General features: G+C 71.8%; 22 protein-coding genes. 18 read left to right on the forward strand and 4 right to left on the reverse strand.

The features are described from left to right. Genes E9934_RS11430 through ccsB form a run of 3 tightly spaced genes read left to right on the forward strand, consistent with a single transcriptional unit; the run spans nt 1 to nt 3,434 of the window. A complete protein-coding gene (locus E9934_RS11430) occupies nt 1–765 on the forward strand; it encodes a cytochrome c biogenesis CcdA family protein (RefSeq protein WP_136563009.1) in 765 nt (254 codons plus the stop codon). Then, the gene (resB, locus tag E9934_RS11435) at nt 762–2,393 is read left to right on the forward strand and encodes a cytochrome c biogenesis protein ResB (RefSeq protein ID WP_238694911.1); all 1,632 of its coding nucleotides are present in this window, start codon (nt 762–764) and stop codon (nt 2,391–2,393) included. The genes E9934_RS11430 and resB overlap by 4 nt, the downstream gene beginning before the upstream one ends. After that, nucleotides 2,394–3,434: a c-type cytochrome biogenesis protein CcsB gene (gene ccsB / locus E9934_RS11440; protein ID WP_238694912.1), complete on the forward strand. Its 1,041-nt coding sequence runs from the start codon at nt 2,394–2,396 to the stop codon at nt 3,432–3,434. 169 nt (nt 3,435–3,603) lie between these two features. Here ccsB and E9934_RS20260 read toward each other — a convergent pair whose 3' ends face one another. Then, nucleotides 3,604–3,846 (reverse strand): hypothetical protein, encoded by a 243-nt coding sequence (locus E9934_RS20260; RefSeq protein WP_238694913.1) that lies wholly within the window; start codon nt 3,844–3,846, stop codon nt 3,604–3,606. Nucleotides 3,847–3,873: 27 nt separating this feature from the next. Between E9934_RS20260 and E9934_RS20265 the strand changes: the two genes are divergently transcribed. Continuing rightward, the gene (locus tag E9934_RS20265) at nt 3,874–4,203 is read left to right on the forward strand and encodes a DUF4229 domain-containing protein (protein WP_238694914.1); all 330 of its coding nucleotides are present in this window, start codon (nt 3,874–3,876) and stop codon (nt 4,201–4,203) included. A 37-nt stretch (nt 4,204–4,240) separates the two neighbouring features. Here E9934_RS20265 and E9934_RS11450 read toward each other — a convergent pair whose 3' ends face one another. Next, nucleotides 4,241–5,122, reverse strand: a complete 882-nt coding sequence (locus E9934_RS11450; protein ID WP_136563012.1) for a 1,4-dihydroxy-2-naphthoate polyprenyltransferase — start codon at nt 5,120–5,122, stop codon at nt 4,241–4,243. A gap of 10 nt (nt 5,123–5,132) precedes the next feature. After that, nucleotides 5,133–6,503 (reverse strand): MFS transporter, encoded by a 1,371-nt coding sequence (locus tag E9934_RS11455; protein WP_136563013.1) that lies wholly within the window; start codon nt 6,501–6,503, stop codon nt 5,133–5,135. A gap of 36 nt (nt 6,504–6,539) precedes the next feature. Between E9934_RS11455 and E9934_RS11460 the strand changes: the two genes are divergently transcribed. The 6 genes from E9934_RS11460 to E9934_RS11485 all read left to right on the forward strand — a co-directional run bounded on the left by E9934_RS11460 (nt 6,540) and on the right by E9934_RS11485 (nt 13,520). Continuing rightward, nucleotides 6,540–7,619 (forward strand): AMP-binding protein, encoded by a 1,080-nt coding sequence (locus E9934_RS11460; protein WP_238694915.1) that lies wholly within the window; start codon nt 6,540–6,542, stop codon nt 7,617–7,619. Continuing rightward, nucleotides 7,616–8,566: an o-succinylbenzoate synthase gene (locus E9934_RS11465; protein ID WP_136563014.1), complete on the forward strand. Its 951-nt coding sequence runs from the start codon at nt 7,616–7,618 to the stop codon at nt 8,564–8,566. The genes E9934_RS11460 and E9934_RS11465 overlap by 4 nt, the downstream gene beginning before the upstream one ends. Further along, nucleotides 8,563–10,212, forward strand: coding sequence for a 2-succinyl-5-enolpyruvyl-6-hydroxy-3-cyclohexene-1-carboxylic-acid synthase (gene menD, locus E9934_RS11470; protein ID WP_136563015.1), 1,650 nt, complete (start codon nt 8,563–8,565; stop codon nt 10,210–10,212). The genes E9934_RS11465 and menD overlap by 4 nt, the downstream gene beginning before the upstream one ends. A 3-nt stretch (nt 10,213–10,215) precedes the next feature. After that, nucleotides 10,216–12,081 carry a cation:proton antiporter domain-containing protein gene (locus tag E9934_RS11475; protein WP_136563016.1) on the forward strand — a complete coding sequence of 622 codons (1,866 nt, stop codon included), beginning with the start codon at nt 10,216–10,218 and terminating at the stop codon, nt 12,079–12,081. A gap of 13 nt (nt 12,082–12,094) precedes the next feature. Continuing rightward, the gene (locus E9934_RS11480; protein WP_136563017.1) at nt 12,095–12,775 is read left to right on the forward strand and encodes an MBL fold metallo-hydrolase; all 681 of its coding nucleotides are present in this window, start codon (nt 12,095–12,097) and stop codon (nt 12,773–12,775) included. Between the two features lie 64 nt (nt 12,776–12,839). Then, nucleotides 12,840–13,520, forward strand: coding sequence for a hypothetical protein (locus E9934_RS11485; protein ID WP_136563018.1), 681 nt, complete (start codon nt 12,840–12,842; stop codon nt 13,518–13,520). Nucleotides 13,521–13,547: 27 nt separating this feature from the next. Here E9934_RS11485 and E9934_RS11490 read toward each other — a convergent pair whose 3' ends face one another. Then, nucleotides 13,548–14,564 carry a L,D-transpeptidase family protein gene (locus E9934_RS11490; protein WP_202977269.1) on the reverse strand — a complete coding sequence of 339 codons (1,017 nt, stop codon included), beginning with the start codon at nt 14,562–14,564 and terminating at the stop codon, nt 13,548–13,550. Between the two features lie 64 nt (nt 14,565–14,628). On the opposite strand from E9934_RS11490, the gene E9934_RS11495 reads away from it, so the two are divergent. From E9934_RS11495 to E9934_RS11530, 8 genes are all read left to right on the forward strand, one after another. After that, a complete protein-coding gene (locus tag E9934_RS11495) occupies nt 14,629–15,318 on the forward strand; it encodes a demethylmenaquinone methyltransferase (protein WP_136563019.1) in 690 nt (229 codons plus the stop codon). Nucleotides 15,319–15,545: 227 nt separating this feature from the next. Continuing rightward, the gene (locus E9934_RS11500) at nt 15,546–15,902 is read left to right on the forward strand and encodes an NADH-quinone oxidoreductase subunit A (RefSeq protein WP_136563020.1); all 357 of its coding nucleotides are present in this window, start codon (nt 15,546–15,548) and stop codon (nt 15,900–15,902) included. A gap of 4 nt (nt 15,903–15,906) precedes the next feature. Further along, the gene (locus E9934_RS11505) at nt 15,907–16,464 is read left to right on the forward strand and encodes a NuoB/complex I 20 kDa subunit family protein (RefSeq protein ID WP_136563021.1); all 558 of its coding nucleotides are present in this window, start codon (nt 15,907–15,909) and stop codon (nt 16,462–16,464) included. Then, a complete protein-coding gene (locus E9934_RS11510) occupies nt 16,461–17,210 on the forward strand; it encodes an NADH-quinone oxidoreductase subunit C (protein WP_136563022.1) in 750 nt (249 codons plus the stop codon). Before E9934_RS11505 ends, E9934_RS11510 begins: the two co-directional genes overlap by 4 nt. After that, nucleotides 17,210–18,577: an NADH-quinone oxidoreductase subunit D gene (locus E9934_RS11515; RefSeq protein WP_136563023.1), complete on the forward strand. Its 1,368-nt coding sequence runs from the start codon at nt 17,210–17,212 to the stop codon at nt 18,575–18,577. The genes E9934_RS11510 and E9934_RS11515 overlap by 1 nt, the downstream gene beginning before the upstream one ends. Further along, nucleotides 18,574–19,344, forward strand: a complete 771-nt coding sequence (nuoE, locus tag E9934_RS11520) for an NADH-quinone oxidoreductase subunit NuoE (RefSeq protein ID WP_136563024.1) — start codon at nt 18,574–18,576, stop codon at nt 19,342–19,344. Before E9934_RS11515 ends, nuoE begins: the two co-directional genes overlap by 4 nt. Beyond that, entirely contained in the window at nt 19,337–20,662 is a 1,326-nt protein-coding gene (gene nuoF, locus E9934_RS11525; protein WP_136563025.1) for an NADH-quinone oxidoreductase subunit NuoF, read from the forward strand. The genes nuoE and nuoF overlap by 8 nt, the downstream gene beginning before the upstream one ends. After that, nucleotides 20,659–23,172, forward strand: coding sequence for an NADH-quinone oxidoreductase subunit G (locus E9934_RS11530; protein WP_136563026.1), 2,514 nt, complete (start codon nt 20,659–20,661; stop codon nt 23,170–23,172). Before nuoF ends, E9934_RS11530 begins: the two co-directional genes overlap by 4 nt. The last annotated feature ends 62 nt before the right edge of the window (nt 23,173–23,234 follow it).

Genomic DNA, 23,234 nt, shown 5'->3' on the forward strand with positions numbered 1-23,234 from the left:
ATGGGTGAGTGGTTCCAGGAGCAGGCAGCGGTCGGGGCCCTCGGGCTCGCCGTGCCGGTGGCCATGATCGCCGGGCTGGTCTCCTTCTTCTCCCCGTGCGTCCTGCCGCTCCTCCCCGGCTACCTCTCCTACACGACCGGCCTGTCCGGCGCCGACCTCGCCGCGGGTGAGGCCGACCGCCGGCGGGGGCGCATGCTCCTCGGATCGTCGCTCTTCGTCCTCGGCTTCGCCCTCGTCTTCGTCGTCTACGGCACGGCGTTCGGCTCGATCGGGCTCTCCCTGCGCCGCTGGCAGGACGAGCTGGAGGTGGCCCTCGGCCTGCTGCTCATCGTGATGGGCCTGGTCTTCGCCGGCGCCCTGTCCTGGTTCCAGCGCGACGTCCGCTTCCACCGCATCCCGGCCGTCGGGATCGGCGCCGCGCCCTTCATCGGCGCCCTGTTCGCGATCGGCTGGACGCCCTGCGTCGGCCCGACGTTCGGCGTCATCCTCGGCCTCACCTTCCAGGACGGCGCGACCGCGAGCCGCGGCGGACTCCTCGCGCTCTCCTACGCCCTCGGGCTCGGGCTGCCGTTCATCGCCGTCGCCGTCGCCTACGGGCGTCTCGCCGGAGCGCTCGGCTGGGTACGACGCCACCAGGCCACCTTCATGCGGGTCGGTGGCGCCTTCCTCGTCCTCATCGGCGTGCTGATGCTCACCGGCTGGTGGGACCACGTCGTGCAATGGGCCCAGCTGCGGACCACCGAGTTCGGAGAAACCGCCCTGTGAGCACCCCCGACCGCCGCCCCGGTGAGCTGACCGCCCGCGAGCTGCTGCGCTGGACCTGGCGCCAGGTCACCTCCATGCGGACCGCCCTGCTGCTCCTGCTGCTCCTCGCGCTCGCCGCCATCCCCGGATCCGTCATCCCCCAGCAGGGCGTCGACTCCCTCGCCGTCACCCGCTGGAAGGCCGAGCACACCAAGCTCACGCCCGTCTACGAGCGCCTCGACCTCTTCTCGGTCTACAGCTCCGTGTGGTTCTCGGCCATCTACCTGCTGCTCGTGCTCTCGCTCGTCGGCTGCATCGTGCCGCGCCTGTTCGTCTACTTCCGGGGGATGCGGGCCCAGCCGCCCGCAGCCCCGCGCAACCTCGCGCGGATGCCCGTCCACGCGACGTACGAGACCGACCTGTCGCCCGACGACGTGCTGGCCCTGGCCCGCACCACGCTCGGCCGCCGCCACCGCCTGCGCTCCTCCGGCGACGACACGGTGGATCACGTCGCCGCCGAGCGCGGCTACCTGCGCGAGGCCGGCAACCTGCTCTTCCACCTCTCCGTCCTCGTCGTGCTCGCCGGCTTCGCCATGGGCGGCCTGTGGGGCTACCAGGGCGGCGTGATCATCGTCGAGGGCACCACCTTCAGCAACAACCTCACCCAGTACGACGACTTCAAGCCCGGCGGCCTCTTTCGCGCCGAGCAGATGAAGAACTTCCGTTTCTCCGTCGACGAGTTCAACGTCGACTGGCTGATGGAGGGTCCCCGCAAGGGTCAGGCCCGCAAGTTCGAGGCCGACCTGACCTATCGCGTCGGCGACGGAGAGGAGCAGCAGTACGACCTCCGCGTCAACCACCCGCTCGAGCTCGACGGCACCGACGTCTTCCTCATCGGGCACGGCTACGCGCCCGTCATCACCGTGCGCGACGCGACCGGCGAGATCGTCTACACGGGCCCGACGCCCTTCCTGCCGCAGGACGCGTCCTTCCTCTCCTTCGGGGTCGTCAAGGTCCCCACGGCGCAGCCGCAACAGATCGCGCTCGAGGGCCTCTTCTACCCGACCTTCATCATGAGCGACGGCAACCCGACCACGCTCGTCGGCGACGACCTCAACCCGACCCTGTCGATGCTCGCGTGGACCGGCGACCTCGGGCTCGACTCGGGCACCTCGCAGTCGGTCTACGTCCTCGACAAGTCCGGCGCCACCCCCATCGAGGACGAGGACGGCAAGCAGCAGCGCGTCGACCTCCAGCTCGGCGACACCGTCGAGCTCGGCGACGGTCTCGGCACGGTCACCTTCGAGCGCGTCGACCCGTGGATCCGCGTCCAGATCAGCCAGACGCCCGGCAAGGGCATCGCGCTCCTCGGTGTCGTCGCCGCGCTGATCGGCCTCTGCGCCTCCCTCTTCATCCGCCCCCGCCGGGTCTGGGTGCGCGCGACCGCCCTGCCCGCCCCCGGGGCCGGTGGGCCGGACGACGACTCGGACGATCAGGCAACGGACGGCACAATGAACGGCGGCGGCGCGCGCACGCGCGTCGAGGTCGCCGTACTCGACCGCTCGGGCAACGGCGACATGGACGAGGTCCTCGCGGACCTGTTGGCACGACTGGGCTCCGACCCGGCCGACACGACGAGCGGGAAGTGAGTGGCAGTGAGCAACACGGCGTGGGAGAACCTCAGCAACCAGGCGGTGGCGGCGGCGGGCGTCGTCTACTTCCTCGCACTGCTGGTGCATCTGGCCGAGTGGGCCGCGATGCGCCAGCCCGCCGCCGACCGGTCGCTCGTCGCCGCCGGCGGCCTCGAGAAGCGTGACGGCGCCGGCACTGCCGGCGACGACGTCACCGACACCACGGCCGGGCGCGGTGAGCGGATCGCCTTCCTCACCCGGCTCGGCTTCCTGCTGACCGCCCTCGCCTGCGCGATCCACTTCGTGTCCCTGCTGGGTCGCGGCATGGCCGCGGACCCCAACCGGGTGCCGTGGGGCAACATGTATGAGTTCACCCTCTCGGGCACCTTCGTCGTCGCGCTGCTCTATCTGGTGCTCTACAAGAAGTTCGCCCTGGCCTGGATGGGGCCGATCGTCGTCGCCTTCGTCCTCACCGTCCTGATGGTCGCCGTGATCTGGCTGCACGACGAGGTGGCCCCGCTCGCCGAGTCCCTCAACTCGCCGTGGCTGGTCATCCACGTCGTCTCCGCCGTGATCGCCACCGGAGCCTTCACGCTCGGCGGGATCGCCTCGATCATGTTCCTGGTCAAGTCCCGCCGCCTGCGCCTCGACGCCGAGCGGGGCGAGGACGCCGCGGCCGCGGGCTGGCTCGACCGTGTCCCCTCGCTGGACCGGCTCGACAAGCTCGCCTACCGCGTGCACGCCTTCGCCTTCCCGGTGTGGACCTTCGCGGTCCTGATCACCGGCCCGATCTGGGCGCACGAGGCCTGGTCGCGCTACTGGAACTGGGACCCCAAGGAGGTCTGGGCCTTCATCACGTGGGTGGTCTACGCCGGCTACCTGCACGCCCGCGCCACTGCGGGGTGGAAGGGCCGCAAGGCGGCCATGCTGGCTCTCGTGGGCCTCGGCACCCTGTGGTTCAACTTCATCGGCATCAACTACTTCTCCAGCACCAGCCAGCACGCCTACGCCGTCGAGCGGGTCGTCGACGTCGCAGAGGCACCGCCGCTCACCGGCTGACCCCCTGTCCGCCTCCCGGGTCGACCCCCGGCGGCGCAGAGCGGGGTCCCCGCCCTCGGCCACCGTCGTGCCCGGCTGATCCTGGCTTCCAGCCGAGGGCACCCCGATGCGCCGCCGGGGGTCGCCCGTCCGGCGCCGCAGGCGCCGACCCGCTTGGTGCGGGCTCGGGTCAGGCCTCGGGTGGGTCGGCGGGCGGGGGAGCCTTCGGCTCTCTCCGCTCGTGCCGGCGTCGCTGCCAGTCGAGGTCGCGCAGGAACGTCTCGTCGTCGTCGGGCGCGATCGGGCGGGTCGGCGGCTTCGGCCGGGACGGGCCTCGTTGTGCGGGCGTGCCGCCGTCGCCGCGGTCCTGCATCCAGCGGATCGCCAGATAGGTCGCGGCCGCGAAGATCACGACGACCAGCAGCAGCTTCACGCCTCCACACTAGGCGGCTGCTGGTTGGTGCCACGGCCGATCCTGCGAATCGGCGATGCGGTGTGCCGCGAGCGGCCCACTTACGCTGGTCCGGGGAAGGAGTTCTGGATCTACACCGCGCTGCGACTGGGCCGTTTCGTCGGGGCCTTCTGCATCGTCTTCGGCATCTGGTTCCTGATCGACGACGAGTCGGTCAACCTGTTCATCGTGATGATCGTCGCGTTCCTGCTCAGCGGGGTCGCCTCGCTGATCTTCCTCGACCAGCAGCGCAACGCCTTCGCGCAGCGGGTCGAGCGGCGCGCCGGCCGCATCTCGGAGAAGTACGACGAGATGCGCGCCAAGGAAGACCGGGACTGACCGCTCCCCGGAGTCGCAAGCAGCCGGGACGTCGGGGTCAGCCGATGAGCAGGCCGAGGCCGGCGAAGACGGCCCAGCCCAGCTCGGCGATGCCGGTCTGCTGCAACACCGGGATCAGCGCCGGGCCCTGCGCTCCGCCCAGGACGATGCGGGCAGCGGCGACGGCGGGCACGAGGAATGCCAGTCCCAGCAGGGCCCACCACGTGGTGAGGGCCGCCAGCACGACGACCGCGAGCGCGGACGCCAGCACCAGGGCGGCGTAGAAGAGCCGGGTACGTCGGTCGCCGAGCCGGACGGCCAGCGTCATCTTGCCCGCGACGGTGTCGGTGGGGATGTCACGCAGGTTGTTGGCGACCAGGATCGCGCAGGCGAGGGCGCCGACGCCGGCGCCGGCGGCGACCGATGCCCAGCCGATGTCGCCCCAGTCCTCGGTCTGCACCCACGTGGTGCCGACCACGGCGACGAGCCCGAAGAACACGAAGACCATGACCTCGCCGAGGCCGAGGTAGCCGTAGGGCTTGGAGCCACCGGTGTAGAACCAGGCGGCCAGGACGCAGACGAGCCCGACGGCGACCAGCCACCAGGCCGTCGTCGCCGCCAGCGCCAAGCCGGCGACGCCGGCGACACCGAAGGACAGGAACGCGGCGCGCTTGACGGCGGCGGAGGTGGCGGCGCCGGAGCCGACCAGGCGCATCGGACCGACCCGCTCGTCGTCGGTGCCGCGGATGCCGTCGGAGTAGTCGTTGGCGTAGTTGACCGCGACCTGCAGGGCCAGGCTGACCACGAGGGCGAGCAGCGCCTTCCACCAGACGGCCTCGTCGGCGTACGCCGCGATGGCCGAGCCGATCGCGACGGGGGCGACGGCGGCGGGCAGTGTGCGGAGCCGGGCTCCGGCGATCCACTGGGCGGGTGTGGCCATGACCGCCGATTCAAGCAGGTCCGGCCGGGTCACCGGGGGCAGGGGTCGTGCTGCCCCGTCCGTCGATCCGGTCGAGGTGGTCGAGCCGGTCGAGATGACGTTGGGCTGCCTGCGCGGCCGGATGGATCCCGACGGCCGCGACGACGACGATGGCCCCGATGACCAGCCAGCCCTGCGCGCCCCACTCCATCGCGAGGAACGTGTAGGCCGCGGGTGCCCAGACGGTGCCCAACGTGTAGCCGAGCTGGGCGACGCCCTGGTACTCGCCGCGACGCTCCGGGTCGGACAGCTCGGCCTGGAGGCCCCACTCGCCGGCGGACTGGAACAGCTCGGCGCCGGTGACGGTGACATGACCGATCCAGACGAGCGCGATCGTGACCCAGCCGACGGTGTCGTGGGTGACCAGCACGATGCCGCAGGAGGCGACGAAGAAGTACGCCCCCCGGCGTTGGGCGCGCAACGACTGGGCGACGGTGGTGATCCCGCGCGCCGCCGCGACCTGCAGCGCGACGGCCATCACGGTGTTGGTGCCGAACAGCCACGCCAGCAGGACCCGCGGCGCGTCGGTCTCCTCGACCAGCCACAGTGGGATCACGACGTTGAGCAGGACCTGGTGCGTGCCGAGGATGCCGCCGAGGACGGACATCGCGACATATCCCCGGTTGCGCAGGGCGCTGCGGCGGTCGCCCGGATCGTGGAGGACGTCCTCGAGGGGAGACTCGTGCGCCGTACCGACTGCGGCCGCCTCGGCGCCGGCGGCGGTGTCGATCCGCGCCGGCAGGCGCGTCACCCACCACGCGTTGAGCAGCAGGAGCGCGGCGGTGACGGCGGGGACGGCCCGGACCACGTCGTCGCTGTTGGTGGCGAGCGCCATGCCGGCGAGCCCCGCGCCCAACGTGTAGCCGACGTTGCGCGCGGCGCGGAAGTAGGCGTTGGACGAGACCCGCTCCTCACGGGGGAAGACGTCGAAGCGGTAGGCGTTGCGCGCCGACTTGCTGCTCGACGTGACGACCTGGAGCACCACGAGGACCGCGAGGAAGCCTGCGAAGCCGCCGACCGCCAGCCAGGCGAGATAGAGGAGCGCCTCCAGCAGCGAGGTGAGCGCCCAGACCCGACGGGCGCCGAAGCGGTCGCTGGCCTTGCCGAGCGGTACGGCGAGCAGGAAGGTCACGGCGCCTGCGACGCTGAGCCCGAGCCCGACCTGGGCGGCGGACAGCCCGACGACCTGGGTGAAGAACACGGCGCTGCCGGTGAGGAAGACGCCGTCACCGAAGGCGGACAGCACCGACTGGACCGACAGCCGCCGGACCAGCGGCGTGGGCCCGGCCAGCCGCAGCAGCCGGCCGGTCGCCTGCTCCGTGCCCGAGCCCGGTGTGCGCATGGTCCCGTCCTCCCCTCGACCGATAGTTTCTGTCAGGTGGATGTCTGGTCGGTGCGCGGGTCCTTCGACGAGGTCGTCGACCGTGTCCGCGACTGGCTGACTGACGACGGTCCGGTGCCGGACGTCGTGATCGAGACGTCGGGCTCCAGTGGTACGCCGAAGCGGGTCCGGCTCACGCGGACGGCGCTGCTCGCCTCGGTGGGTGCCTCGGCCGCCCGGCTCGGGGCGAGTGGCCCGTGGGTGCTGGCCCTCCCGCCGACGTACGTCGCGGGCCTCCAGGTCGTCGCCCGCTCGCTGGTCGCCGGTCACCGACCGACGCTGCTGGAGCGCGACGGCTGGCCCGACGGCGAGGGCTGGTTCGTCTCGCTCGTGCCGACCCAGCTCACCCGGATGCTGGAGTCCCCGGACGACCTCGCCGCGCTGCGGCGGGCGCACACGGTGCTGCTGGGTGGTGGGCCGATCGGCGCCGCCCTGCGCGAACGCGCCGCCGGGGCAGGGGTCTCGGTGGTCGCGACCTACGGCTCGGCAGAGACAGCGGGTGGCTGCGTCTATGACGGCATGCCGCTCGACGGCGTCGCCCTGGCGATCGGTGTCGACGGCCGGATCCGGATCGCGGGTCCCACCCTCTTCACGGAGTACGACGGCCAACCCGACCTGACGCGCGACGTGCTCGTCGACGGCTGGTTCCGCACCTCCGACGCCGGACGGCTCGACCACGACGGGCGGCTGGTCGTCATCGGGCGGGTCGACGACGTCATTGTCAGCGGCGGGCTCAACGTGCCCGGCCCGGCGGTCGCGGAGCGTCTGCGTGCCCACGCGGGCGTGGAGGAGGCGGAGGTGCTCGGTGTCCCGGACGCTGAGTGGGGCAATCGGGTCGTGGCCTTCGTGGTGCCCGCCCCGGCGATGGTTTCGAGGCTCGTCGCTGGCGCTCCTCACTCCTCAACCACCGCGGAGCTGCGGGACTGGGTCGCCGCCGCGCACCCACGAGCCTGGGCGCCGCGGCAGTGGGTCGTGCTCGACGCGATCCCGCTCCTGCCCAACGGCAAGCCGGACCGGCAGGCGCTGCGCGCGCTCGCCGCCCGGGACGAGACCGGGAACGAGGGGGCAGCGTCGTGAAGGTCGTCGCCATCCCGTTGACCACCCGGTTCCGCGGGATCACCGTGCGCGAGGTCGCGCTGCTGCGCGGGCCCGGCGGATGGGGGGAGTGGAGTCCGTTCCTGGAGTATCCGCCCGAGGTCGCCGAGCCCTGGCTGCGCTGCGCCGAGGAGGCGATGACGGGCGACTGGCCGGCCGCGGTCCGTGACCGCGTGCCCGTCAACGTGACCGTGCCGGCCGTCGACCCGCAGCGCGCGCACGCGATCGTCACCGCCGGTGGCTGCCGCACCGCGAAGGTGAAGGTGGCCGAGCCCGGGCAGACGCTCGCCGACGACGAGGCCCGGGTGGAGGCCGTGCGTGACGCACTGGGGCCCGACGGCCACGTGCGGGTCGACGCCAACGGCGCCTGGTCGGTCGATGAGGCCGTCACCGCGATCCGGGCCCTGGACCGGGCCGCCGGCGGCCTGGAGTACGTCGAGCAGCCGGCCGCCTCCGTCGAGGAGCTCGCGCTGGTGCGGCGGCGGGTGGAGGTCCCGATCGCGGCCGACGAGTCGATCCGCCGGGCGGATGACCCCTTCCGGGTCCGTGACCTCGATGCCGCCGACATCGCCGTGCTCAAGGTGCAGCCGCTGGGCGGCGTGCGTGCCTGCCTGCGGATCGCCGAGGAGATCGGGCTGCCGGTCGTGGTGTCCTCGGCGCTCGAGACCTCGGTCGGCATCGCCGCCGGGGTCGCGCTCGCCGCGGCGCTGCCCGACCTGCCGCACGCGTGCGGGCTCGCCACCGTCCAGCTGCTCACCGCGGACGTGGTGACCCACCCCCTGCTCCCCGTCGACGGCTGCCTGCCGGTGCAGCGGCCGACGGTCGACGTACCGTCGGTCGAGCAGCTCGCCGCCGCGCCGGACCGTCACCGGCACTGGGAGGCCCGGCTCGCCGAGGTCCGGGCCGTGGGGGAGGATCGTCGGTCATGAGCACCTCTGCCGGGCCGCCTGACAGCGCCGCGGCGCTGGCCGACGGCGTCGTCGCCTGGCTGCTCCGGGCCGGGGTGACCGACGTGGTGGTGGCGCCGGGCTCGCGCAACGCCCCGCTGTCGCTGGCGATCTGGGCCGCTGCCGAGGTGGGCGACCTGCGCCTGCACGTGCGGATCGACGAGCGCACGGGCGGCTTCCTGGCGCTCGGGCTCACCAAGGGGTCGGCGTCGGGGCCACGGGCCGCCGTCGTCACGACCTCCGGCACGGCCGTCGCCAACCTGCATCCCGCCGTGCTCGAGGCCGCTCATGCGGGCGTCCCGATCGTGGTGGTCTCGGCTGATCGCCCGGCCCGGCTGCGCGGCACCGGGGCCAACCAGACCACCGACCAGGTCGGCATCTTCGGCGCCCTCGTGGCGACGCACGACCTCGACTCCGTCGCCGCCCTCGACGCCGTCGCCGCACTCACGGACGCCCCCGTCCACCTCAACCTCCAGCTCGACGCTCCGCTCGTTCCCGCCCGCCCCGCTGCGATAGTCCCTGCCCAAAAGCACCGGATATCGCCCGAAAACGGTGCTTTTGGGCAGGGACTATCCCGGCCGAGCGCCTTGCCGCGAGGGCCGCGGACGGTGGTGGTGGCCGGAGACGACGCGGGTCCGCCGGCGCGACAGCTCGCCGAGAGGGCCGGGTGGCCGCTGCTGGCCGAGCCGTCGAGCGGTGCGCGCACCGGCGACCACGCGCTGCGGACCTATCGCCTGCTGCTCGCGACCGCGCTGGGCGAGCAGGTCGAGCGGGTGGTCGTCCTCGGCCACCCGACCCTGTCCCGTCCGGTCACGCGGCTCCTCGAGCGCAGCGACGTCGAGGTGCTCGTCGTCCGCGGGCTGGGTGTGTGGCCGTCGTCGCCGCCAGGCTCCACCCACGTCGACGAACCGTGGTGGGAGGGCGAGCCCGACGACCCGGCCTGGCTGAGCGCGTGGCGTGAGGCGGACCGTGAGCTCGGCCGCCGGGTCGACCGGCTGCTCGCCGCCGAGCCCACGCTGACGGCGTACGACGTCGCCGCCACGACCTTCGCCGCCCTCCCCGCCGGCGGCCTGCTCGTCGTCGGCGCATCCAGCCCGATCCGCGACCTCGACCTGATGGCACGCCCCACCCCGGTCGGCAGTCGGCGCCGGGTGATCGCCAACCGGGGCCTCAGCGGCATCGACGGCACCCTCAGCACCGCCATCGGCGCCGCACTCGGGCGGGAGTCGACGCGCAGCCTCGCGCTGATGGGCGACCTCACCTTCCTCCACGACCAGACCGCGTTCGTCATCGGTCCGGACGAGCCGCGGCCGGACCTCACCGTGGTCGTCGTCAACGACGACGGCGGAGCGATCTTCTCCGTGCTCGAGCAGGGCGCGCCCGCGCACGCCGCGTCGTTCGAGCGGCTCTTCGGCACGCCCCACGGCATGGATCTCGCGAGCCTCTGCGCGGCCGCCCGGATCCCGCACCTGCAGGTCACCTCACGCCCGGAGCTCGAGCAGGCGCTGGGCTCACCCAACGGCGGCATCGAGGTCATCGAGGCGGTGGTGTCCCGGGCCGGGCGCCGCGACCTCGACGCGGCCGTCCGGGCCCTCGTCGACCGAGCCGACGGACTCGAGGTGGGGTGAGACATGGAGATCGCGCTGCTGCTGGTGATCATCGCCGTCGTCGTGCTGGCCGTCACGGCCCTCGCCGACCGGGTCGAGATCCCCGCGCCCCTGGTGCTCGTCGTCGTCGGCATCGGGGCGTCGTACGTCCCCGGTGTGCCGGAGCTGCGGCTCGAGCCCGAGGTGGTGCTGCTCGGGCTGCTCCCTCCGCTGCTCTACTCGGCCGCCATCACGACGTCGTTGGTCGACTTCAACGCCAACCGCAAGCCGATCCTGCTGCTGTCGGTGGGGCTCGTGGCCTTCACCACGCTCGGGGTCGGGGTGGTCGTCAAGCTGATCGTCCCCGAGCTGCACTGGGCGCTGGCGATCGCGATCGGCGCGGTCGTCGCACCCCCGGACGCGGTCGCCGCCACGGCCATCGGGCGGCGGATCGGGCTGCCTCGCCGGATCGTCACGATCCTCGAGGGTGAGTCCCTCCTCAACGACGCGACCGCGCTCGTGGCGCTGCGCACGGCGATCGCCGCGCTGGGTGCGACGGTGGCGGCGACCGAGGTCGGGCTCGACTTCCTGGTCGCGGCCGGCGGCGGCGTCGCGGTCGGCGGTCTGACGTTCCTGGTCGTCGGCTTCGTGCGCAAGCGGGTGACCGACCCGTTGCTCGACACCGCCATCTCACTGGTGGTGCCGTTCGCGTCGTACGTCCTCGCCGAGGAGATCCACGCCTCCGGCGTGGTGGCCGTCGTGATCGCCGGCCTGCTGCTCGGCCACGTCGCACCGGTGCTGCAGACCGCGCCGTCGCGCATCGCTGAGCGCACCAACTGGCGCACCATCGCCTACCTCCTCGAGAACACGGTCTTCCTGCTGATCGGGCTGCAGGCCGACTGGCTCCTGGGCGAGGTCGGCGACAGCTCGATCGACGTCGCCACCCTGCTGACGCTCTGCGCGGCGACGCTGGTGGCGGTCGTCGTGCTGCGCCTCGCCTGGGTGTACGCCGCCCAGGCCCTCCTGTTGCGCCGCGTCCCGGACGCGGTCACGGGCGAGACGCCCTCCTGGCGCTACACGTTCCTCATCGGGTGGGCCGGCATGCGCGGCGTGGTCACCCTCGCGGCAGCGTTCACCGTGCCGGAGGACACCGAGCACCGCGAGGTGCTGCTGCTCGTCGCGTTCACCGTCGTCGCCGGCACGCTGCTCGGGCAGGGGATGACGCTGCCGTGGCTGGCCCGCCGCCTCCGGGTGCCCTCACCCGACCCCCACGACGACGCGCTCGCGCGGGCCACGCTCCTGCAGCAGGCCGCGAAGGCCGGCTTCCACCGCCTCGACGAGCTGGCCGGCGAGAGCGAGGACCCGCACAACGTGCACGACCTCATCGTCCAGCGCATCGAGCAGCGCAACTTCGCCGCCTGGGAGCGGCTCGGCACCACCGAGGGGGAGGAGTCGCCGAGCGACCTCTACGCCCGCTGGCGCGGCGAGATGATCGACGCCGAGCGCCGCCGGGTGCTGGAGATCCGCTCGACAGGAACCGTCCCGTCGGACATCGTGAGTGACGTCCTGGCGATGCTCGACGTGGAGGAGTCCATGCTCGACGCCGCCGAGTCCGAGCGAGCCGAGCTGAGGAGTGCGACCTCCACGATGAGCCGCGACGGTTGTGAGCACCTGGCGTCCGCACCCCTGATCGACCCACCGGACGAGCCGCAGTGCGCGGCCTGCATCGCCGAGGGCACCCGCTGGGTGGCCCTGCGGATGTGCCTGGCCTGCGGCGAGGTGGGTTGCTGCGACTCCTCGCCCTCGCGGCACGCGACGGCGCACTTCCGCGAGACCCAGCACCCCGTCGTGCGCTCGGCGGAGCCGGGCGAGGAGTGGCGGTGGTGCTACGTGCACCACCAGACCGGTTGACGAGGAGAGCTCGATGCGACTGACCAAGTTCGGCCATGCGGCCGTCCGGATCGAGTACGACGGCACGTCCCTCGCCGTCGACCCCGGCATCTGGTCCCAGCGTGAGGCGGTCGAGGGCGTCGACGCCGTCCTGGTCACCCACGAGCACTTCGACCACTTCGACGTCGACCACCTGCGCGCCGCCGACGCACCGATCCACACCATCGCGGCGGTCGCCGCCCAGATCCGCGAGCAGGCCNTTTTTTTCGCGGCGGTCGCCGCCCAGATCCGCGAGCAGGCCCCCGATCTGGGCGAGCGGGTCGTCGTGGTGCAGCCCGAGCAGTCGTGGTCCGTCGGCGGGATCGCGGTCACGGCCGTGGGGGAGCTGCACGCGGTCATCCATCCCGAACTCCCGCGCTTCCACAACAGCGGCTACCTGCTGCGTGCGGGCGGCCAGACGGTGTTCCACCCCGGCGATGCCCTGACCGGTCCGGGGGTCGCGGTCGACGTACTCCTCGCACCGGTGTGTGCGCCCTGGATGAGGTCCAGCGAGGGGGTGGAGTTCGCCCGCAGCGTCGGCGCCGCGCGCAACGTGGCGATCCACGACCGGGTCTACTCCGCCGAGGGGCTCGGCGTGGTGGACCAGCAGTTCGCTCGCCTCCTCGGCGCCCGCGGCCAGGACTACGTGCGGTTGGCCGACGGCTCCGAGCTCTGACCGGGCCGGTCCACGGCCCGGACCCCTGAGAGGAGCTCTCAGCCTCGCGCGGCATGATGTCGGGATGCCCATCGCGCGTTCGACCCTGGCCGGCATCTCCACCGGCATCGTCCTCCTCGCTGGCGCGGCCGGCTTCGGTATCGGTCTGCCCAAGGTGATCGACGAGCCCGACGCCGTTGCTGCCGGCGAGGTCCCGACGCTGCCGGACCGCCTGGACGACCGGATGATCTCGCTGAGCGCGCTGACGCCGGAGAACACCGGGGTGAGCACGGCCGAGCTCGTCACGGCGATCTCCGAGGGTGCGATCAACTCGGTGGAGTCCGACGACGAGACCACCGCCGCCCTCGCCGACATCTACGGTGCAGCCTCGGTCCGCACCTACATCGACGCCGCGGCCCTGGGCCAGACGATGGAGACCCAGGACGGCAGCATCGCGACCGGTCAGCTCGTGGTCACGGTGATCCCCGACGGCGGTCTCGCGGCCCTGCCGCGCGGTCCCTACGTGGTCGACTCCTCGGGCGTGAAGTACGAGCCCACGGAGATCGACGGGCACCCGTGCGCGGTCAGCGAGATCTACGTCGACCAGCAGACCGGACAGCCGATCGAGGGCGACATCCCCGCAATCAACTACTCCGTCGAGTGCCGTGGGCAGAGCAACGGCCTCGGCTACGTCGTCAGCTCCGCGGCGATGCTGCCCGAGGAGGTCGCGGCCTACCTCGAGCTGGTCATGGAGCAGACCAGCTGAGCGGACCCCGCTGAGCCCCCGGGGTGGTCAGCTCCAGTAGATGATCACCCGGTCACCGAGCGCGACCTGGTCGAACAGCCAGGCGACGGCGTCGTGGTCGCGGACGTTGACGCAACCGTGGCTGGCGCCGTTGTAGCCGGTCGCGGCGAAGTCCGGTGAGTAGTGCACCGCCTGACCGCCGGAGAAGAACATCGCGAACGGCATCGGGGTGTCATAGAGGCTCGACACGTGGTCGCGGCTCTTGCGCTCGACACTGAACTCGCCCTCGCGGGTCGGCAGCTCGGCCGAGCCGAAGCGCACGTCGACCGTCTTGCGAACGTCGCCGTCCACCACCCACCGCAGGGTGCGGGTGGTCTTGTCGATGCACAGGACGCGCCCGGTCTGGCAGCGCGGGTCGAGCGGGCCGGGGGTGTTGCTGCCGGTGCCGGCCGGCGGGGTGTTGGTGAGCTCGGCGGAGGTGGGCTCGGTCGTCATCTCCTCGAGCCGGTCCAGCGTGCGTTGGTCGACCTCGCCCGTCGCCTCGAAGCCGCGCTTGGCCTGGAAGCCGCGCACCGCCTCGGCGGTCGCGTCGCCGTAGTGATCGGTCACGTCTCCGCTGAACCAGTCGATCTGCTTCAGCCGCGCCTGCACCTCGCGGACCTGCGGGCCGTTGTCGCCCGGCGCCAGCAGGGCCGGGCCGGCCGGCGGGGGACCGGGGTCGGGCTCCGGGGTGGAGCCCCCCTTGCTCGGGTCGTCGATCCCGGGGGCAGGAGTCGACGGATCGTCGGTTGCGCCGTTGCCGTCGCCGCCACCGCCGTCAGCGTCGTCGGTCGCGCCCTCGCCGGTGCCCTGTCCTGCGGGCCTGCCGTTGCCGCTGCCCGAGGCCTGCGGACGGTCTGCAGTGGCGGAGCGGCCCGCGGTGTGGTCGGCCGACTCCCACGGCATCAGGTCGCCGCGGACGGCCCATCCGGCGCCGTACGCGAGCACGGAGCAGACGGCGGCGACGACCGTGAGGAGGGTGAGGCGGCGAGCGAGCCGGGCCCGCAGGCGTGGCGTGGTGTTCATGCCTAGGTAGACGCCGCAGGACGCCGGTTGGTTGCCAACGATTTTGCGCCGATAGTCTTCGTGGGTGGCCCGCGCAGAGCTCGACAAGCAGCCCGCCGACGTGCGACGGATGTTCGACACCGTCGCCCGGCGCTACGACCTGACCAACGACATCCTGTCCTTCGGTCAGGACCGGCGCTGGCGCAAGGAGGTGCTGGCCGCGGTCGACCCGTCGTACGGCGACCGCGTGCTCGACCTCGCGGCCGGCACCGGCACGTCGAGCCAGCCCTTCGAGGACGCCGGCGCGCAGGTCGTGCCCTGCGACTTCTCCATCGGGATGCTGCAGGTCGGCAAGCAGCAGTTCCCGCACCTGCCGTTCACGGCGGGCGACGGCACGAAGCTGCCCTTCCGCGACGCGAGCTTCGACGCGGTCACCATCTCCTTCGGCCTGCGCAACATCGTCGACCCGGTCGCCGGCCTCGCCGAGATGCGCCGGGTCACCCGTCCGGGCGGGCGTCTGGTAGTGTGCGAGTTCAGCCACCCGACCTGGGCGCCGTGGCGCACGGTCTATCTCGAGTACCTCATGAAGACGCTGCCCGCCGTCGCGCGCGCCGTCTCCTCGGCCCCCGACGCCTACGTCTACCTCGCCGAGTCCATCCGCGCCTGGCCCGACCAGGCCGGCCTGGCCGACCTGATCGCCGAAGCCGGCTGGACCCGCCCCGAGTGGCGCAACCTCTCCGGCAGCATCGTCACCCTCCACCGCGCCACCGCCTGACCGCACCCCGGACGGGCCGCTCGTCCCTCGCGGGCTCCCCGACCACGGAGCGGCGATTTTGACAACCATCTCGTGACCTAAATCTGCAGGTCAGGCCCGCTTTCCGCGTTTCACCTGCGCGTTTCGTGGTGCGTGTCACCCCCCTGTAGACCCGTCCGTCGGGAGGGTGTTAGATGTGTTCCACGCCACTAGTGATTCTGTTCACAAGATCACGAGAGGGAGGGCTGATGGAGCTCTACACGCCGGTCCTGGTGCTGGCCGCACTGGCTGCGCTCTTCGCGGTCGGATCGATCGTCATGAGCGCCTTCGTGGGGCCGAAGCGCTACAACCGCGCCAAGTACGACTCCTACGAGTGCGGCATCGAGCCCACGCCCCAGGCGCTGAGCGGCCGATTCCCGGTGAAGTACTACATCACCGCGATGCTCTTCATCGTCTTCGACATCGAGATCATCTTCCTCTACCCGTGGGCCATGCAGCTGGACAACATGGCGTGGTTCGGGCTGATCGAGATGGTCCTCTTCATCGCCACTGTCTTCGTCGCCTACGCCTACGTGTGGCGTCGGGGTGGATTGGATTGGGACTGAACTGATGGGTATCGAGGAGAAGCTCCCCAGCGGAGTCCTGCTGAGCACGGTCGAGGGACTGGCCGGCTACATGCGCAAGGCCAGCTTCTGGCCCGCCACCTTCGGCCTCGCGTGCTGTGCCATCGAGATGATGACCTCCGGTGGTCCGAAGTACGACCTCGCACGCTTCGGCATGGAGGTGTTCCGAGCCAGCCCCCGCCAGGCCGACCTGATGATCGTCGCGGGCCGGGTCAGCCAGAAGATGGCGCCCGTCCTGCGCCAGATCTACGACCAGATGGCCGAGCCCAAGTGGGTGCTCGCCATGGGCGTGTGTGCCAGCAGCGGCGGCATGTTCAACAACTACGCGATCGTCCAGGGCGTCGACCACGTCGTGCCCGTCGACATGTACCTCCCGGGCTGCCCGCCGCGCCCGGAGATGCTCATCGACGCCATTCTCAAGCTGCACGACAAGGTCCAGCACGACACCCCGTTCGGCAAGAACCGACTCGAGCAGATCCAGCAGCTCGAGGCCGAGGCGCTCGTCGCGCTGCCGACCGGTGACCAGCGAGGGCTGCTCCGATGAACGAGGAGAAGAAGGCGAAGGACGCGACGCCCGCCGGGCCCGAGAAGGCCGTCGAGCAGCCCGCGGTCGAGCAGTCGCCCGAGAACGCCCCCGAGGCCCTCGGCGAGCCGGGCGCCGAGATCCGCGCGGTGGGTGAGCGCCGCGGCATGTTCGGCGCCGCCGGCTCGGGCGACACGAGCGGCTACGGCGGCCTGGTCGCGCCCGTCGTACTGCCGGGGGAGGCGCAGCGCCCCTTCGGCGGCTGGTTCGACACCGTCGCCGACAAGCTCGACGCCCTCATCGAGCGCGTGGTGATCCACCGCGGCGAGATCACCTTCCACGTCCACCGCGACCGCCTGCTCGAGGTCGCCCGGCTCCTGCGCGACGACCCCTCGCTGCGCTTCGAGTTCCTCTCCGGCGTCAGCGGCGTCCACTACCCGGGTGACAGCGGGCACGAGCTGCACGCCGTCTATCACTTCGGCTCCTACACGTGGAACCGCCGGATCCGGGTCGAGGTCGGCGTCCCCGACAGCGACCCGCACGTGCCGTCGCTCGTGCCGCTCTATCCCGCCGCCGACTGGCACGAGCGGGAGACCTGGGACATGTTCGGGCTGCAGTTCGACGGCCACCCGTCGCTGTCCCGGATCCTGATGCCCGACGACTGGCCGGGCCACCCGCAGCGCAAGGACTACCCCCTCGGTGGCATCCCCGTGGAATACAAGGGCGCCACCGTTCCTCCGCCGGACCAGCGCAGGAGCTACAACTGATGGTTTCGACAGGCTCAACCACCGATCAGGACTTCTACGCCGATCCCACCGACACGGCTGAGGGCGGCGACAACAAGGTCTTCACCGTCACCGGTCAGGACTGGGGCGACATCGCCGCCGGTCTCGGCGACAACGACGCGGCCGAGCGGGTCGTCGTCAACATGGGTCCGCAGCACCCCTCCACCCACGGCGTGCTGCGCCTGATCCTCGAGATCGAGGGCGAGACGGTGACCGAGGCCCGCTGCGGCATCGGCTACCTCCACACCGGCATCGAGAAGAACATGGAGTTCCGCACCTGGACGCAGGGGGTCACCTTCTGCACCCGGATGGACTACCTGTCCCCGTTCTTCAACGAGATGACCTACGTGCTGGGCGTCGAGCGGCTGCTCGACATCGAGGACGACATCCCGGAGAAGGCCCAGGTCATGCGGGTCCTGCTGATGGAGCTCAACCGCATCTCCTCCCACCTGGTGTGCATCGCCACCGGAGGCATGGAGATCGGCGCCCTCACCGTGATGACGATCGGCTTCCGTGAGCGCGAGCTGGTGCTCGATCTCTTCGAGCTCATCACCGGGCTGCGGATGAACCACGCGTTCATCCGTCCCGGCGGCGTCGCCCAGGACCTCCCGCCCGGTGCGCTCGACGAGATCCGTGGCTTCGTCGACCTGATGAAGAAGCGACTGCCGGAGTACGCCGCCCTCTGCAACGCCAACCCGATCTTCAAGGCCCGCCTGGAGAACGTCGGTCACCTCGACCTCGAGGGCTGCATGGCGCTCGGCCTCTCCGGCCCCGTGCTGCGCAGCACCGGCTACGGCTACGACCTGCGCAAGGCGCAGCCCTACTGCGGCTACGAGACCTACGACTTCGACGTCCAGACCTGGGACACCGCCGACTCCTACGGCCGCTTCCGCGTCCGCCTCAACGAGATGTGGGAGTCGCTCAAGATCATCGAGCAGGCCGCCGACCGGCTGGCCCGGCTCGAGGGCGAGCCGGTGATGATCGCGGACAAGAAGGTCGCCTGGCCCGCCCAGCTGTCCATCGGCGCCGACGGCATGGGCAACAGCCTCGACCACATCCGCCACATCATGGGCGAGTCGATGGAGGCGCTGATCCACCACTTCAAGCTGGTCACCGAGGGCTTCCGGGTCCCGGCCGGCCAGGCCTACGTGCCGGTCGAGTCGCCCCGCGGCGAGCTCGGCGCGCACGTCGTCTCCGACGGCGGCACCCGACCGTTCCGCGCGCACTTCCGCGACCCGTCGTTCAACAACCTCCAGGCGATGGGCCTGATGAGCGAGGGCGGCCAGATCGCCGACGTCATCGTCGCCATCGCGAGCATCGACCCCGTGATGGGAGGGGTCGACCGATGATCGACGACAAGACCCTCGACGAGCTCCGCGAGATCGCAGCTCGCTATCCCGAGGCCCGCTCCGGGCTGCTCCCGATGCTGCACCTCGTGCAGTCGGTGCAGGGACGCATCACGCCCGAGGGCATCGAGGCCTGCGCCGCCGTGCTCGACATCAGCGCCGCCGAGGTCAGCGGCGTCGCGACCTTCTACACGATGTACAAGCGCCACGGCGTCGGCGACTTCCATGTCGGCGTCTGCACCAACACCCTCTGCGCGGTGATGGGCGGCGACGAGATCTTCAGCCGGCTCAAGGAGCACCTCGAGATCGGCAACGACGAGGTCGCCGTCCAGCGCCAGGGCGACTCGAAGACCGTCAGCCTGGAGCACATCGAGTGCAACGCGGCCTGCGACTACGCGCCGGTGATGATGGTCAACTGGGAGTTCATGGACAACCAGACGCCCGACTCGGCCGTCCAGCTCGTCGAGTCGCTGCGCGCCGGCCACGAGGTGTCCTCGACCCGCGGCCCCCGGCTCTGCAGCTGGCGCGAGGTCGAGCGGGTCCTCGCCGGCTTCCCCGACGGCCGCGCCGACGAGGGCCCCACCGCCGGACCGGCCAGCGTCGCGGGCCTGGAGATCGCCCGCGAGCGCGGCTGGACCGCACCGCCCGGCGCGAGCGCGGGAGCCCGTGATGACGTGGCCGACGTACCCGACGACAAGCAGGAGGCGGTCGAGGAGGCCGACACCTCTCGCGCCGAGTCCGAGACCGTGCAGGAGGCCAGCGATGACTGAATCGACCCACGGCGCCCTCACCCCCGTCCTCACCGACACCTGGGACGCCGAGCAGGGCTGGAAGCTCGACACCTACGCCGCCAAGGGTGGCTACGACGCCCTCGACACGGCGTTCGCGATGAGGCCCGACGACGTGATCACGGCCGTCAAGGACAGCGGCCTGCGCGGACGCGGCGGCGCCGGCTTCCCGACCGGCATGAAGTGGTCGTTCATCCCGCAGGACAACCCCAAGCCCAAGTACCTCGTCGTCAACGCCGACGAGTCCGAGCCGGGCACCTGCAAGGACATCCCGCTGATGATGGGCAACCCGCACGTGCTCGTCGAGGGCGTGATCATCAGCTCCTACGCCATCCGCGCCAACAAGGCGTTCATCTACATCCGCGGCGAGGTCGTCCACGTCATCCGCCGGGTGCAGGCCGCGGTCGCCGAGGCCTATGCCGCCGGCCACCTCGGCAAGGACATCCACGGCTCGGGCTACGACCTCGACGTCGTCGTGCACGCCGGCGCCGGCGCCTACATCTGCGGCGAGGAGACCGCCCTGCTCGAGGGTCTCGAGGGGCGGCGTGGGCAGCCGCGGCTTCGGCCGCCGTTCCCGGCCGTCGCCGGCCTCTACGCCAGCCCGACGGTGATCAACAACGTCGAGTCGATCGCCTCCGTGCCCGCGATCATCCGCAACGGCGCCGACTGGTTCGCCTCCATGGGCACCGAGAAGTCGAAGGGGCACGGGATCTTCTCGCTCTCGGGCCACGTCGAGAGACCGGGGCAGTACGAGGCGCCGCTCGGCATCACGCTCGCCGAGCTCCTCGACCTGGCCGGCGGGATCCGGCAGGGCCACCAGCTGAAGTTCTGGACGCCCGGCGGCTCCAGCACGCCGCTGCTGACGGCCGACCACCTCGACGTGCCGCTCGACTTCGAGGGTGTCGGAGGTGTCGGCTCGATGCTCGGCACCCGCGCCCTGCAGATCTTCGACGAGACCGTCTGCGTGGTCCGCGCCGTCCTGCGCTGGACGGAGTTCTACAAGCACGAGTCCTGCGGCAAGTGCACCCCGTGCCGGGAGGGGACGTGGTGGCTCGTCCAGGCGCTCACCCGGCTCGAGAACGGCCAGGGCAGCGAGGCCGACCTCGACCAACTGCTCGACCAGTGCGACAACATCCTCGGCCGCTCGTTCTGCGCACTGGGCGACGGTGCGACGAGCCCGATCTCCAGCTCCATCCAGCACTTCCGCGACGAGTACCTCGCCCACCTGTCGCACGGCGGCTGCCCGTTCGACCCCGCCCGATCGACCGCCTGGGCGGGACAGGAGGTGACGGCGTCATGACCACGACACCGGAGCGGACCGCGACCGGAGCGGTCGAGAAGACCGATCTCGTCACCGTCACCATCGACGGCGTCCAGGTCAGCGTCCCCAAGGACACGCTCGTCATCCGGGCCGCCGAGCAGGTCGGCGTCCAGGTGCCGCGCTTCTGCGACCACCCGCTGCTCGCGCCCGTCGGCGCCTGCCGCCAGTGCCTGGTCGACGTCCCCGACGCCGGCAACGGCCGCGGCTTCCCCAAGCCGCAGGCCTCCTGCACCCTCCCGGTCGCCGAGGGCATGGTCGTCAACACCCAGGTCACCAGCCCGGTCGCCGACAAGGCGCAGCAGGGCGTGATGGAGCTGCTGCTCATCAACCACCCGCTCGACTGCCCCGTGTGCGACAAGGGCGGTGAGTGTCCGCTGCAGAACCAGGCCATGTCCAACGGGCGCGGCGAGTCCCGCTTCTCCGACGACCGCAACCGCGGCGTGAAGCGGACCTTCCCCAAGCCGATCAATCTCTCCCCGACGGTGCTGCTCGACCGCGAGCGCTGCATCGTGTGCCAGCGCTGCACCCGCTTCGCCGAGGAGATCGCCGGCGACCCGTTCATCGCGCTCGTGGAGCGCGGAGCCCAGCAGCAGATCGGCATCGCCGAGGACGCGCCGTTCCTGTCCTACTTCTCCGGCAACGTCATCCAGATCTGCCCGGTCGGCGCGCTCACCTCCGAGCGCTACCGCTTCCGCTCGCGGCCGTTCGACCTGGTCTCCTCGCCCGGCATCACCGAGCACGACGCCTCTGGCGCGGCCATCCGCGTCGACCACCGCCGCGGTGCCGTCATGCGCCGTCAGGCCGGCGACGACCCGGCGGTCAACGAGGAGTGGATCACCGACAAGGACCGCTTCGCGTTCACCTACGCGCAGGGCGACGACCGGCTCGCCTACCCGCAGGTGCGCGACCAGGACGACCCCGCCGGCCGGCTCCGCCCGGCCTCGTGGCCCGAGGCCTTCGCGGTCGCGGCCCGGGGCCTCGCCGCAGCCCGCGCCGCCGGCGGCGTCGGCGTGCTCACCGGTGGCCGGCTGAGCGTCGAGGACGCCTACGCCTACGCCAAGTTCGCCCGCGTCGCGCTCGGCACCAACGACATCGACTTCCGGGCACGGCCGCACTCCGCCGAGGAGACGGCCTTCCTGGGCAGTCGCGTCGCGCTGACCGGCCCCGCCTCCGGTGCCGTGACCTACGGCGACCTCGAGACCGCCTCCACCGTCGTGCTGGTGGGCCTCGAGGTCGAGGACGAGGCCGGCACGATCTTCCTGCGATTGCGCAAGTCGGTCCTGGCGGGCGGCACCGAGGTCGTCGCCCTCGCGCCCTTCACCACCCGCGGCATGGAGAAGCTGTCCGCCCGCCTGGTCGCGACCGCTCCGGGCGCCGAGCCCGCCGCGCTGGCCGGGCTGTCCGGCGAGCTGGACGCGACCAGCGTCATCCTCGTCGGTGAGCGCCTGGCCGCCGTACCCGGTGCGTTGACGGCCGCCGCATCCCTGGCCGATGCCACCGGAGCCCGACTGGCCTGGGTGCCGCGGCGTGCGGGTGACCGCGGTGCGGTCGAGGCGGGCTGCCTGCCCACCCTGCTGCCCGGTGGCCGGCCGGTCGCCGACCCGGGTGCCCGCGTCGACACCGCGACCGCCTGGGGCGTCGACCATCTGCCGGAGACCGAGGGACGCGACGCCGACGCGATCGTGGCCGCGCTCGTCGCGGGTGAGCTCGGCGGTCTCGTCGTCGCGGGTGTCGACCCCGCCGACACCACCGACCCCGCCGCCACCCGGGCCGCGGTGGAGGCCGCCGGTTTCGTGGTCGCCTTCGACCTGCGCCGCACCGCGGTGACCGACCGGGCCGACGTCGTCTTCCCGGTCGCGCCGACGAGCGACAAGGCAGGCACCTTCGTCAACTGGGAGGGCCGGGTCCGGTCGTGGGAGGCCGCGCTGCACAACCCGTCCTCCCTGCCGGAGCTGCGGGCGCTGTCGGGCATCGCCGACGAGCTCGCGGCCCTGGGGCAGGGCAGCCGACTGGGCTTCCGGACCGTCGCCGAGGCTCGCGCGGAGATGGCCCAGCTCGGTCCCTGGGACGGTGAGCGCCTCCCGCTGGTTGAGGTGCGAGCGCCAGCGAGCCTCGAAACCGAGGGCGAGTCGGAGGTTTCGAGGCTCGTCGCTGGAGCTCCTCGCACCTCAACCACCGACACCCGGCTGCTGTCCTCGTGGAAGCTCCTGCTCGACAACGGCGTGATGCAGGACGGTGACAAGTACCTCAAGGCCACCGCCCGGATCCCCGTTGCCGTCGTCAGCCCGGCCGACTTCGACGCCTTCGGGCCGACGGTCACGCTCACGGGCGACCGTGGGTCCATCACCCTCGCCGCCGAGATCGCCGACGACCTGGCCCCCGGCGTCGTGTGGGTGCCCGCCAACTCCGTCGGTGGCGGCATCCTCGCCGACCTGGCCTCGCCGGGCAGTCCGGTCACCATCAGTGGAGCCGAAGGGGTGCACGGATGAAGCACCCCACTCGATTCTTCGCTCCTCCGCTTCGCTCCTCCACGAACAATCGATCGGGGACC

This window comes from Nocardioides caeni (assembly GCF_004912195.1).
Classification (GTDB): domain Bacteria; phylum Actinomycetota; class Actinomycetes; order Propionibacteriales; family Nocardioidaceae; genus Nocardioides; species Nocardioides caeni.

Bases quoted from the DNA above. Each gene is read 5' to 3' on its own strand.
- E9934_RS11485 (WP_136563018.1), top strand. From the start codon at position 12,840: ATGCCCATCGCGCGTTCGACCCTGGCCGGCATCTCCACCGGCATCGTC.
- E9934_RS11455 (WP_136563013.1), bottom strand. From the start codon at position 6,503: ATGCGCACACCGGGCTCGGGCACGGAGCAGGCGACCGGCCGGCTGCTG.
- nuoE (WP_136563024.1), top strand. From the start codon at position 18,574: ATGATCGACGACAAGACCCTCGACGAGCTCCGCGAGATCGCAGCTCGC.
- E9934_RS11450 (WP_136563012.1), bottom strand. From the start codon at position 5,122: ATGGCCACACCCGCCCAGTGGATCGCCGGAGCCCGGCTCCGCACACTG.
- E9934_RS11530 (WP_136563026.1), top strand. From the start codon at position 20,659: ATGACCACGACACCGGAGCGGACCGCGACCGGAGCGGTCGAGAAGACC.
- nuoF (WP_136563025.1), top strand. From the start codon at position 19,337: ATGACTGAATCGACCCACGGCGCCCTCACCCCCGTCCTCACCGACACC.
- menD (WP_136563015.1), top strand. From the start codon at position 8,563: ATGAGCACCTCTGCCGGGCCGCCTGACAGCGCCGCGGCGCTGGCCGAC.
- E9934_RS11430 (WP_136563009.1), top strand. From the start codon at position 1: ATGGGTGAGTGGTTCCAGGAGCAGGCAGCGGTCGGGGCCCTCGGGCTC.
- E9934_RS11505 (WP_136563021.1), top strand. From the start codon at position 15,907: ATGGGTATCGAGGAGAAGCTCCCCAGCGGAGTCCTGCTGAGCACGGTC.
- E9934_RS11490 (WP_202977269.1), bottom strand. From the start codon at position 14,564: ATGAACACCACGCCACGCCTGCGGGCCCGGCTCGCTCGCCGCCTCACC.
- E9934_RS11475 (WP_136563016.1), top strand. From the start codon at position 10,216: ATGGAGATCGCGCTGCTGCTGGTGATCATCGCCGTCGTCGTGCTGGCC.
- E9934_RS11510 (WP_136563022.1), top strand. From the start codon at position 16,461: ATGAACGAGGAGAAGAAGGCGAAGGACGCGACGCCCGCCGGGCCCGAG.
- E9934_RS11500 (WP_136563020.1), top strand. From the start codon at position 15,546: ATGGAGCTCTACACGCCGGTCCTGGTGCTGGCCGCACTGGCTGCGCTC.
- E9934_RS11515 (WP_136563023.1), top strand. From the start codon at position 17,210: ATGGTTTCGACAGGCTCAACCACCGATCAGGACTTCTACGCCGATCCC.